Source organism: Gelria sp. Kuro-4, assembly GCF_019668485.1.
Taxonomy (GTDB): domain Bacteria; phylum Bacillota; class DTU030; order DUMP01; family DUMP01; genus DUMP01.
Window position 1 is genome coordinate 803228 of the sequence record NZ_AP024619.1, and the last position, 11383, is coordinate 814610.

The following is an 11383-nucleotide window of genomic DNA, read 5'->3' on the forward strand; positions in this document are numbered from 1 at the left end:
AAGAAGGGGATGTTGAGAGTGCATTTAAGTCCCAGCAAAGTGGCCGTGATTGGCGGCGGAAACGGGGCGCGCGCCTTCGCCGGCCACCTGGCCTTAAAAGGCGCCCAGGTGCGCCTGGGCAGTAGTCTTCCAGGGGAGCTGAACGGCATCGCCGCCGCCGGCGGCGTCACCTTGGAAGGAGCTGTAACCGGCTTCGGTCCCGTGGAGGTGACCGGCGACGACTTCGCCCGCGCCCTGGAGGGAGCCGCCCTCATCCTGGTGGTGGTGCCTGCTTTTGCCCACCGGGACATCGCCCGCGCCCTGGCCCCGCACCTGGTGGACGGGCAAACCGTTATCCTCAACCCGGGCCGCACGGGTGGCGCGCTGGAGTTCGCGCACGTCCTCAAGGCCGCCGGGTGCCGCGCTCAGGTGCACCTGGCCGAAACCCAGACCCTGCTGTATGCCTGCCGCGCCGTCGGGGCGTCCGGGGTGAGCGTCAAGGGGGTTAAGCACGCCGTCACCCTGGCTGCTTTTCCGGCCGCGGGCACGCCGGCCGTGCTGGCCGCCCTGGAGCCCTACTTTACGGAGTTCAAGCCGGCGCCCACCGTGCTCGATACCAGCCTTATGAACATCGGAGCCGTGTTCCACCCCGCCACGGTGCTGCTTAATGCCGGGCGCGTGGAGGCCGGCGAGGACTTTGAATTCTACCGCGATGGGATGACCCCTGCCGTTACGGCCGTCTTGGAGCGCATCGACGCCGAGCGCGTGGCGGTGGCCCAGAGCCTGGGTGCCCGCGTGCTCACGGCCAAGGAGTGGCTGGCGGCTGTGTACGACGCGCGCGGTGCCACCTTGCACGAAGCCCTCCTCAGCAACTCGGCCTATCACGAGATTAAGGCGCCTACCAGCCTCAAGGTGCGCTACCTCCTGGAAGACCTGCCCACCGGTCTCGTGCCCATTGCCTCCCTGGGCGCGGTGGCGGGGGTACCCACGCCCGTCTGCCGCGCGGTGGTGGAGCTCGGCAACGCCGCCCTGGGGGCGGACTTCTGGCACAGCGGCCGCACGGCCGAGAACCTGGGTCTGAGCGGCCTCGACCGCGCCGGGCTGCGCACCTACCTTGAGACAGGAAGAAAGGGGAGTTAAGTTGTGAAGTTTACTGCCTGGAGCGTCTTTATCGATTTTTCCCTTATGGGTGGCCTCTTGGTGGCGGCCCAGATCCTGCGCGCTAAAGTAAAGCTCTTCCAGGACCTGCTCCTGCCGGCCGCCCTTATCGCCGGCCTCCTGGCCTGGGCGCTCGGCCCCAACGGGTTGGGCTGGCTGCCCTTCTCCGGCTCGGTGGGCACCTATTCCAGCATCCTTATCATCCTGGTTTTTGCCTCCATGCCCATCGGGGACAAGCCGGTGGACTGGCGCCAGAGCGGCCGCGGCATCGGTGAGATGTTCTCCAATTACACGGGGATCGCCCTGGCTCAGTACGGCCTAGGAATGGCTCTTTCCCTTTACGTGCTGGGCGCCATCTGGAAGCTGCACCCCGGGTTTGGCCTGATGCTGGCCACCGGCTTTTACGGCGGGCACGGAACGGCTGCTGCGGTGGGGGCCGCCTTTAAGGGGCTAGGCTGGGATGAGGCGCTGGGCCTAGGCATGACCTCCGCCACGGTGGGTATCGTGGGCGGCATCGTCGGCGGCGTCGCCTTCATCAACTGGGCCACCCGCCGGGGCGTTACCAGTTTCCTTGACTCGCCGGCCGAGCTGCCGCGCGAGCTGCGCACCGGCCTGGTGGCGCCCCAGGACCAGAAAGCCCTGGGGAAAGCTACGGTGGCCTCCATCTCCATTGACCCGCTCAGCTTCCACCTCGCACTCATCCTCATCCCTTCCCTTATTGGTTACTACCTGTCCAAGTGGGTCCTCGTTCTTAACAAGAACCTCCAAATCCCGGAGTTCGCCTGGGCGCTCCTGGTCGCATACCTGCTCCAGTATCTACTCATCCAGACGGGGACGAACAAGTACGTGGACCGCGCCACCGTTACCCGTATCAGCGGCACGGCCACCGACCTGCTCATCGTGGCCGGCATGGAATCCATCAAACTTTCAGTGATCATCAAATACGCAGCCCCGCTCGCCCTCCTCTTCGCCTTCGGCTTTGCTCTCAACTGGGTGTGGTTTATGTACCTTGGCTCTCACATGTCGCGGGAACACTGGTTTGAACGCAACATGATCGTGTGGGGCAGCGCCTGCGGGGTGCTCACCACAGGCATCATGCTGCTCAGGGTGGTGGACCCGGAGTTCAACTCCCGGGCCATGGAGGACACGGCGGCAGCCCTGGTGCTGAACCGCCCCATCGTCATCGCCCTCACCGCCCTGCCGCCCCTTCTTATCATGAACGGCCTGGCAGGCCAGTTTACCTGGGCAACCATCGGCGGCTTGGCGGTGCTCCTGGTGGCGGCCCGCATCTTCGGCTGGTGGACGCCACAGCTGCCTGTGCCCCGGGCGCGGGCCGGCAAACACCCGGCCTGATCTGCCCGGCGCCCTTTCCCTGCTGCTGCACTTGGCGTTGCGGCCCGCGGGAGCCCTCGGCGGGCCGTTTTTCTTTCCCCCCAGAAATGTACCCTTCCCTGCGAATAACACTGGTGAGAGGATGATGCGGCGGGACCTAGTACCTTGGAGCAGGATAAGAGGGAAGGAGGCGCAGTTACCAGGAAGCTCCAGCAGGGCAGGAATAACCCCGGGCAGGTCGAATACATAAGTAGGTAACACGAAGGCCTGGGGAGGGGGTAAGGAGTGGCCGCGCGGGAAGAAGTAAGCAGCCTGGTGGAGCGTGCCCGGCAGGGCGATGCGGCGGCCCGCCATGAACTCCTCGCCTCTCACCAGGAGTACATACTGAAGGTGGTTTCCTGGCGCTGTGGCCGCCCGGTGGACTGTCACAGCGATGAATACAGCATCGGCCTCATGGCTTTCAACGAGGCCATCGAGAGCTATGACCCGGCGCGCGGCGCCGCCTTCTTAAGCTACGCCCGCCGGGTAATCGCCGCCCGCCTGGCGGACCACTACCGGCGCGACCGGGCGCGGGGACGGGAGGTGCCGCTTGAGGTCACCGGCCCCGAAGGGGAGACCGAGACCCACCCCGGGGTGATCTCAGCGGCCGAGGAGGCAAGCGCCCGCGAACGGGAGCGGCGCGAACGGTTGGAAGAGATCACCGCCTTCTGCGCGGAGCTGGCGGCCTACGGGCTTACCCTGGAGGACGTGGCCGCGGCCTGCCCCCGCCACCGCGACGCGCGCGCCCGGCTTCTGAAAGCGGGCGCCGCCCTGGCGGCGAGCCCCGCCCTGCTGGCGCACCTAAAGCGCACGCGCCAGGTACCGCTCAAGGAGCTGGCGGAGCTTACCGGCCTGAGCTACAAGTTGTTGGAACGCGGGCGGCGCTATCTCTTGGCGGTGGCCCTGATCCGGGCCAACCCGGACTACGCGCACCTGGCCGGCTACGTCGAGCCGTACGAGAGGGGGTGGCAGGGGTGAAACACGGCAAGGCCCTAGTGCTAAAGACCTATGAGGACGGACTGCTCGTCCTAACGGCCGGGGGCGAGTTCCGCCGCCTCAAGCAGCGCCCCCCGCTCCCCCTGCCGGGTGAAGAGATTGAAGTCACCCCGGCCCGCCACGCCCGCTGGCTGCCGCTGGCCCTGGCGGCGGCCGTATTCCTGGCGGCGGTGTTGCCCCTGGGCGCCCTGGCCCTGCGCCCGGCGGCGTACATTGCTCTTGACATCAACCCCAGCATTGGACTTACCATCGCCCGCAGCGGCACCGTAAAGAGCGGCGAAGCGCTCAACGCCGACGGCGCCCGCCTGCTGCGGGAGGTGCCGGTGGTGGGTAAGGCACCGGCCGCGGCGGTGGAAGGCCTGGTGCGGCAGGCGGCCGTGGACGGGTACCTGGCGGACCGGCCGGAGGACGTGGTGCTGCTTACCCGCGTGGATTTTCAAAGTGGCAGTGCTGTTCCCCTGCCGGACTTGGAGGCGGCTGCCCGCCGGGCGCTGGAGGAAACCGGCCGGGAGGCGTTCGTGGCGGTGGAGGAGGCAGCGCCGTCTGAGCTTATGGAGGCCCGGAGCAGCAACATCTCTCTCAATAAACTGCGCCTGGTGAAAAAGCTGACCCCTGCTCCGGCTGCAGGCAGGGAACGCCAGGAGATCATAGCCCAGAGCCGGGACGCGGGCATCAAAGACATCCTCGAGCGAGCCGGCAAGCGGGCGGATGAAGTGTACCGCCAGGGACGGCGGGAAGGAGTAAAGAAGGAACATGCCGCCCCGGCTCAGCGGACCAACGGCGGCAGTGACGCGGGCAGGCAAAGCCCGTCCGGACCCAAGAAGGGTGCGCCGCCCGACCGGCCGCAGGCTCCCACAAAGCCCGCCAAGAAGGCCGGGGAGCTTGAGCGCCCGGTACAGCTGGAACCGGCGCCGGAGCGCTCCGCCCCGCCGGAGCCGGAGAAAGAGCGCTCCACCCAGCCGGAGAAAGAGCGCTCCACCCGGTCGGAGCAGGAGAAAGAGCGCCCGGCCCAGCCGGAGAAGGAGAAGGAGAAAGAGAACGAGAACGAGAAGGAGCACCCGGCCCAGGAGCAGGCGCTCCCGCCGGAGGAACCCGGCACTCTACCCGCCGGGCGGGAGAAGGTTCCGCCCAGTGCGGGTGGCGGCACAGAAAAAGAAACGGAAGACTCACCAGGCAACAAAGAGGCGCCGGAAAAGGCGCCTACGGGCGCCGGAAAGGAAAAAAAAGCACCGCCCGGCACTGCCGGTTCGAGCGGCGGCAAAAAGAGCAGCTCCACCCCGCGCGGCCGGGACAACGACGGCCAGGACGGCTAATCCCTTACATGAACCCCTTGTACGGCTGCTTCATATGCTGAAGTAGACCCGGAAAGGGGGAATGTTAATGCCCTTTGACCACGGTGACTGGGGACCTCCTGGCGGTTGGGGTGGACCGGGCGATTGGCACGGCGGCTGGGAAGGGCCGCCGCTCCCTCCAGGCCGGCCGCCGCAGGACCCCCGCCAGATCATCCGCCTGCTGGAGCCGGTGGCCCAGCACGGCCTACGCCAGCTGCAGGCAGGCGTAAACCCTCTTCACGTGATGCGGCAGGTGGCCGCCATGGGGTACCTGGTAGGAACCGGTTACACGCCCTACCAGGCCATCCAAACCGTTGAACAGTGGGAACAGATGGGTTACCTGCGCTAGGCTGCAAAGTGACGAGCCCGGGATGTCCCGGGCTCCTTGTTTCCGGCGGGCATTTCTTGCCTGCCGGAGGAGGAATTTTTTCCGGCGCCGCCAATAATAATAAAGACAGACGAAAAACCTGGAGGTAAAAAATGCGCCGCTCATCCTTCTCCGGCAGGACTAAGGGTCTTGCTTTTTTCACTGCCATTTTTACCCTCACCTTATTGATCAGCACCATGGCCTGGGCGGCTCCACCCGCGTTGGTCGGGCAGGCGGCCGTGCTCATGGACCCCGAAACAGGCGCGGTTCTGGCCGCGCAAAACCCGGACGAGAGGCTGCCCATGGCCAGCACCACCAAGATCATGACCGCTCTTTTGGCCCTGGAAAGAGGGCACTTAAGCGATAAAATCACCATCAGCCGGGAAGCCGCCGGCCAGGAAGGAAGTTCCATGTACACCAGCGCGGGCGAAACGTATACCCTGGAAGAGCTGCTCTACGGGCTGCTGCTGAACTCCGGCAACGACGCCGCCTGGGCCATCGCCGAACACATCGCGGGCAGTGTTCCCGCCTTTGTCACCCTAATGAACGAACGCGCCCGGGAGCTCGGCGCCGTAAACACCCACTTCGCCAACCCTAGCGGCCTGCCCGACCCTGCGCACTACAGCACGGCCCGCGACCTGGCCCTTATCGCCAAAGCGGCCGTGGCGCGGCCTGATTTCCGGCGCCTCGTCGCCACCAAGGCCCAGGAGGTGCCCTGGCCCGCAAAGGGCGAGAAGAGACTCCTTATCAACCACAACCGCCTCCTCTGGCGCTACGACGGGGCGGACGGGGTTAAGACCGGCTACACCAACGAAGCCCGCCAGTGCCTGGTGGCTTCGGCCACGCGCGGCGGGCAGCGCTTCCTTGCCGTGGTGTTGAAGAGTGAAGGCAACAGCATCTGGACCGACGCGGAACGCCTGCTCGATTACGGCTTTGCCAACTTCATCACCCGGAGCCTGGTCCGGCCGGGCGAGGCGTTCGGCACCGTCCCCGTTAAGGGTGGGGAAAGCGAGAGCGTGGCCGTACAGGCCCAGACGGGGCTTGCGGTAACGGTACCTAAAGAAAAAAGCGACCGGATCGAGCGGTCGCTGAAGCTTACCGACCAGCTGGCCGCGCCGGTGGCCGCCGGCCGGGAGGTGGGCGAGGTGGTCTTTACCCTGGGTGGAGAAGAGCTGGGGCGCGTACCCCTGGTGGCCGCCGCCGATGTGGCGCGCCCGGTGCGGCGGAACTGGTGGTTCTGGGTGCTGGTGGCTCTGGGCGTCTACACGCTGGGGTACCTGGTGGTGAGCTGGGACCTGCGCCGGCGCCGGCAGCGCGTGCGCTGGAAGCGTGCAGTGGCGCGCTACCGCGACCGCGAGTAAAGGGCCTGGAATTTCACCGGGTGCGGCCCGGCCGGCCGGGCGGCGTCGGTTCCCGGCGGATAGGGCGGGCTGTACACCCGGCCCGTGGACACCGGCGCGTGCATGGCGGCCGGGCCAGAAAGGGGCCGGCGACCGGCATAATGGGCCCCCAGTAAGGAGAAAATACTCCCCGAAAGGGGGGATGGAGCTTGGCTCGGACTTCCAGAGAACTTCTTACCCTGCAGGATCACCTGTCGGTGGAGAACAACATGGCCCAGTTCATGAGCGCCTGCAGCGAGCTCTGCAGCGACCCGCAATTGAAGACCATGTGTCAAAACATGGCCCGTGACCACGAAAGCCACGTGCAGATGCTGAGCCAGCATCTCAGGACCACCCTGCAGTAAAGGAGGGAACAAGGTGCCGACTTCAAACAAGATCAACGATCAGATTCTGACCGGCGTCATGCTCAACGAGCACAAGTTTGTGGCCAGCATGCTGACGAACTCCATCCTCGAAGCGGCGGATGAACGCCTGCGCCGCGACTACCAGAACATGCTGAACGCCTGCCTGGGCCACCAAAAGCAGATCTTCGACTTCATGGCACAAAAGGGCTGGTACCAACCCACCACCGCCAGCCAGCAGGAGATCAGCCAGGCCCAGCGCATGCTGAGCCAGATGCAGCTGCAGACACCCTGAAGCTCCTCCTGCGTCCAGCTACCCGGGCAACCGGGTAGTTTTCTTTACCGCGCGTCCCAACGAATGATATAATAGCAAAGAACTCTCCGAAGAGAACGGTTGCGGCCGCCGCTGCGGTGTGCCGCGACTCAGGATGACCGGCCGGGAGGGAAAAGGCGTGAACGGCAAACCAGCACCGGCAGCTGCGGAGGTTTCGCTTCAGGAGCGCCTGGCGGCCTACGTGGCCCTGCTGCGTCCGCGCCAGTGGACGAAAAACGGTTTTGTGCTGGCCGGCGTGGTGTTCTCCGGCCTCTTCACCGACCCCGTTGCCCTGGCCACGGCGCTGGCCGCCTGCCTGGTATTCTGCCTCATCTCCAGCGCGGGCTATGTTTACAACGACATGCGCGACCGGGAAGAAGACCGCCTGCACCCGGTGAAATGCCACCGCCCGCTGGCTGCGGGCACGGTGAGCCTGGGCGAGGCCCGGGCCTTGCTGGTGCTGCTTCTTGCGGGGGCGCTGGCGGGCGGGTTCAGTTTGGGAACCTCTTTCGGGGGTTTAGTACTCCTTTACTTCCTTTGGACCGTGGCTTATTCGCGCTGGCTGAAGAATGTCGTACTCATCGACCTTATCTCCCTGGCCGCCGGCTTTGTGCTGCGGGCTGCCGCCGGTGCCATGGCCGTGGGTGTAGGCATTTCACCCTGGCTTCTCATCTGCACCACACTGCTTTCGCTTTTTCTTGGGCTGGGGAAGCGGCGCCATGAACTCCTGCTCCTGGAGACCCAGGCCGGGGCCCACCGCGCCGCGCTGGACGATTACTCGCCGGAGCTGCTCAACCAGCTTCTGGCCACCGTGACGGCGGCCACCCTGGTCTCGTATTCGGTATACACCTTTACGGCCGGGCACGGCCTGTACATGATGCTGACGATTCCCTTTGTGCTCTTCGGCCTCTTCCGCTACCTCTACCTGATCTACCGCCGCGACCTGGGCGGCAGCCCGGAGGAGGTGCTGCTTACGGACAAGCAGCTCCTCGCCGATGTAATCCTCTGGGGCCTGGCCGTTTTGGCCGTGCTTTACCTCAACGGGCGCGGAATAGTATAGCGCTCAGGCTTTTCGCCTGCCCGTCGGCGGAACTTAGCGGAGCGCCGCCGGCGAAAGCGGGCAGAGGTTATAAGTAGACGCAACCGCTGCGAACCGCGGAACAAGCCCCGCAGGGAGGTTCCCCAAGGCGCATACGGCCTAAGTTCGTTCGTCCGGCCTTTGCGGCCGCCGAGCGCCGGCGGGGAGCCCCCAAGGGGCCTCAAGGTGGGATGACCGTGGAAAGGAGAACTTGGTGGCGCGACGCGGCCCTGGTGTTCGCGGCGGCCCTGGCGCTGCGCCTTCTCTTTAACTGGGGCTTTGTCACCAACAAGGCCCACCCCGACATCGCCAGCATGTACCAGTACTCGCTGCGGGTGGCGCAGGGGATTTACTACGGCGCGGGCGCCTACTGGCCGCCGGGCTTTATCTTTCTCTCCGGCGGCCTCATCCGCCTCTTCGGTCCCGAGGGCTACTGGACGGCCGTGCGCTACCTGCAGGCGCTCCTCGGGGCGGCCACCTGCGCCCTGGGCTGCGCCATCGGGCGGGCGGCCTTCGGGAGCCGCTCGGCGGGCCTTCTGGGCGGCCTCGGTCTGGCGGTGTACCTACCCCTCATCTACTACACGGGCCTCGCTTTTTCCGAGACTTTGTTCCTCTTTTTTCTTATGGCCGCCGTTTACTACCTGTACCGCCTGGCCCGCACGCAGGCGGTGCGGGATGCCGCCGCGGCCGGGTTCCTGCTGGGCCTGGCCACCCTGACGCGCCCGGTGTCGCTCCTGGTGCCGGTGCTGGTGCTCCCCTGGTACTGGCTCCTCTGGGGGCGCCGGCTGCGCCCGGTGCTGGGACGCGTCTTGCTCATGGGAGCGGTGCTCCTTCTCACCCTCCTGCCCTGGGTGGTGCGCAACTATATTGTCACGGGCGACCTGGTGCTGGTGGATGTTAACGGCGGCATCAACTTTTACATCGGGCACAACGAGCGGGCCAACGGCACCTGGGTGGACATGGGGCAGAAGACGGACGCGGTGATCATCCTGGGCGGCTCGCCCGAGGGGGGCAGGCTCGGCTACCGCCGCGGCCTGGAGTTTATCCGGACGCATCCGCGCCGGGAGCTGGAGCTGGCCTGGACCAAGTTCAAGTGGTTCTGGACCAAACCTTCGGACTGGTACATCACCCGCTACGCCCGAGAGCGGGGCCTGCCTCACCTGGAGCCGCCCGTCTGGGGTGCTTTGGCTGTGGCCGGAGCCATCCTTACCCGGCGGCGCTGGCGCGGCACGCTCTTTCTCGTCCTCTTTATCCTCTACTACAACGCCATCATCGTGGCCATCTACTACGCCTCCCGCTACCGCCTGGTGGTGGAGCCTTTCTGGGTGCTCCTTACCGCCGGCGGGGCGGCCGAGGTGCTGCTTCGGCTCCGCCGCGTTCTCGAGTCGTAGACCGCCGTACCCGGGCGGCATTTTCCTGAAGAAGAGCTGGATGACCAGACGGCTTTTTGCTACAATGAAGTTAGGACCCAACACACAACGTGGCGAGAACCGTGGGTGTCTTGCTTTTGCCCGAAACGCTACGGCAGAGACTCGGTGAAGACGGTGCCCGTGACCTGGTGGAGCTGGTCAACGCATCGCTGGCCAGTGCGAAAGAGGTGTGGAACGAAACGGCCGTGGAAAGACTGGAGCGCCGCCTGGCCGAAACCAAGGCGGAGCTAATCCGGTGGATGTTTGTCTTCTGGGTGGGGCAGGTGGGCATCACGGTGGCCTTACTCACCTTGCGTCACTGAAGTGGCTGCTTAAGGTCGGGCGCGCAGTGGACAAAAAGCAGGCGGGGGTCCCTTCCTCGGACCCCCGCCTGGTTCTTACTCGCAGCACACCTCGTCCCGCCCCAAGGCGTCGGCGGCCAGGATGGCATCCACCACCATCTCCGCCGTCACCGGGAAGGGCTCGTTGTGGATGGTCTCGTTGGGTGCGGTGGCGCCCTGGGCCACCTTCAAGAGGTCGGCGCGGGTAGGGTTCTCGATGCCCAGCTCGGCCAGGGTGGTGGGAAGCCCCACCGTCCGGCAGAAGTCCAGCACCTCGTAGATGGTGTCCATAGGCTGCCCCTCCATCACCAGTTGAGCCAGGGTGGCGAAGGCCACCTTTTCCCCATGGTAGTAGTGGTGGGTGGCCTCCAGGGCGGTGAAGCCGTTGTGGATGGCGTGGGCCGCGGCCAGTCCTCCGCTTTCAAAGCCCAGGCCGGAGAGCAGGGTGTTGGCCTCGACCACCTTTTCCAGGGACGGTGTGACGGCCCGCTTTTCTGCCGCCAGTTTGGCCGCATAACCGTGCTCCAGAAGCGTGCGGTAGCAGAGGTCGGCCAGGGCGATGGCGGTGGCGGTGGGTGTGCCGCCCGAGAGGGCCGGCTTACGGGCGGCGCTCGCAGCATCGGCCTCAAACTTGGTGGCCAGAGCGTCGCCCATGCCGGAGACCAGGAAGCGGGCCGGCGCCTGGGCGATGAGGTGGGTGTCCACCAGCACCAGGTTCGGGTTGCGGGGCAGCACCAGGTACTCCTCAAAGACCCCTTCAGGCGTGTAGACCACGGAGAGGGCGCTGCAGGGTGCATCCGTGGCGGCGATGGAGGGGAGAATGGCCACCGGCAGGCTCATGTAGTAGCCCACGGCCTTGGCGGTGTCCAGGGTTTTGCCGCCGCCGAAGCCGACTATCACCTCTGCGCCGGCTTCCTGGGCGATCTTTCTTACCCGCTCAATTTCCGGCTTGCTGCACTCGCCGCCGAAGTGCTCCACCGTGACCTTAATGCCGGCCAGGCCCTGCTCCAGCGTTTCGCCGGCCGTGCGCCAGGCGCTCTTGGAGGTGAGCACCAGGGCGTTTTTGCCCAAGGGCCCGATGAACTCGCCGGCCTCCTTGAGGGCACCTGCGCCCTGCACGTACTTCCCAGGGGAGATCAGAGCTTTCACCATTTGGGTCACTCCTTTCAGGTTGCATTAGGACTCCCTAAGCCGCCAATGAGCTAGTTTGGCCAGTTACCTGCCGTCTATTCCCCTCCCCTGTCCAAACCTTCTGCGCTAATGATAAGCGTTTTTTGTCGGGGCCACAAGGTGACTTTT

The 11383-nt window shown here is 65.6% G+C and carries 12 protein-coding genes; 11 read left to right on the plus strand and 1 reads right to left on the minus strand.

Going from position 1 to position 11383, the window contains the following annotated elements; genetic code table 11:
* Window positions 1–18 precede the first annotated feature (18 nt).
* The 11 genes from K5554_RS04105 to K5554_RS04155 all read left to right on the plus strand — a co-directional run bounded on the left by K5554_RS04105 (window position 19) and on the right by K5554_RS04155 (window position 10066).
* Window positions 19–1119, plus strand: coding sequence for an NAD/NADP-dependent octopine/nopaline dehydrogenase family protein (locus tag K5554_RS04105; RefSeq protein ID WP_221039874.1), 1101 nt, complete (start codon window positions 19–21; stop codon window positions 1117–1119).
* Window positions 1120–1122: 3 nt separating this feature from the next.
* A complete protein-coding gene (locus tag K5554_RS04110; RefSeq protein ID WP_221039875.1) occupies window positions 1123–2490 on the plus strand; it encodes a sodium/glutamate symporter in 1368 nt (455 codons plus the stop codon).
* A gap of 264 nt (window positions 2491–2754) precedes the next feature.
* On the plus strand, window positions 2755–3486 hold the full coding sequence (locus K5554_RS04115) for a sigma-70 family RNA polymerase sigma factor (protein ID WP_221039876.1): 732 nt from the start codon (window positions 2755–2757) through the stop codon (window positions 3484–3486).
* Window positions 3483–4817, plus strand: a complete 1335-nt coding sequence (locus K5554_RS04120; RefSeq protein ID WP_221039877.1) for a hypothetical protein — start codon at window positions 3483–3485, stop codon at window positions 4815–4817. Before K5554_RS04115 ends, K5554_RS04120 begins: the two co-directional genes overlap by 4 nt.
* A gap of 67 nt (window positions 4818–4884) precedes the next feature.
* Window positions 4885–5184: a hypothetical protein gene (locus tag K5554_RS04125; protein WP_221039878.1), complete on the plus strand. Its 300-nt coding sequence runs from the start codon at window positions 4885–4887 to the stop codon at window positions 5182–5184.
* Between the two features lie 131 nt (window positions 5185–5315).
* Window positions 5316–6563 (plus strand): D-alanyl-D-alanine carboxypeptidase family protein, encoded by a 1248-nt coding sequence (locus K5554_RS04130; RefSeq protein ID WP_221039879.1) that lies wholly within the window; start codon window positions 5316–5318, stop codon window positions 6561–6563.
* Window positions 6564–6751: 188 nt separating this feature from the next.
* Entirely contained in the window at window positions 6752–6946 is a 195-nt protein-coding gene (locus K5554_RS04135) for a PA2169 family four-helix-bundle protein (RefSeq protein WP_221039880.1), read from the plus strand.
* Window positions 6947–6959: 13 nt separating this feature from the next.
* Window positions 6960–7238, plus strand: a complete 279-nt coding sequence (locus tag K5554_RS04140) for a spore coat protein (protein WP_221039881.1) — start codon at window positions 6960–6962, stop codon at window positions 7236–7238.
* Between the two features lie 157 nt (window positions 7239–7395).
* A complete protein-coding gene (locus K5554_RS04145; protein ID WP_255565499.1) occupies window positions 7396–8316 on the plus strand; it encodes a decaprenyl-phosphate phosphoribosyltransferase in 921 nt (306 codons plus the stop codon).
* A 215-nt stretch (window positions 8317–8531) separates the two neighbouring features.
* Window positions 8532–9725: a glycosyltransferase family 39 protein gene (locus K5554_RS04150; protein ID WP_221039882.1), complete on the plus strand. Its 1194-nt coding sequence runs from the start codon at window positions 8532–8534 to the stop codon at window positions 9723–9725.
* Between the two features lie 116 nt (window positions 9726–9841).
* Complete coding sequence (locus K5554_RS04155) at window positions 9842–10066, plus strand: hypothetical protein (protein WP_221039883.1); 225 nt, start codon at window positions 9842–9844, stop codon at window positions 10064–10066.
* A 75-nt stretch (window positions 10067–10141) separates the two neighbouring features.
* Here K5554_RS04155 and K5554_RS04160 read toward each other — a convergent pair whose 3' ends face one another.
* Window positions 10142–11236, minus strand: a complete 1095-nt coding sequence (locus K5554_RS04160) for a glycerol dehydrogenase (protein WP_221039884.1) — start codon at window positions 11234–11236, stop codon at window positions 10142–10144.
* Window positions 11237–11383 lie beyond the last annotated feature (147 nt).

What these genes read in the sequence shown, in the direction of transcription:
- K5554_RS04130 (WP_221039879.1), top strand. Translation starts at nt 5,316, where the DNA reads ATGCGCCGCTCATCCTTCTCCGGCAGGACTAAGGGTCTTGCTTTTTTC.
- K5554_RS04125 (WP_221039878.1), top strand. Translation starts at nt 4,885, where the DNA reads ATGCCCTTTGACCACGGTGACTGGGGACCTCCTGGCGGTTGGGGTGGA.
- K5554_RS04160 (WP_221039884.1), bottom strand. Translation starts at nt 11,236, where the DNA reads ATGGTGAAAGCTCTGATCTCCCCTGGGAAGTACGTGCAGGGCGCAGGT.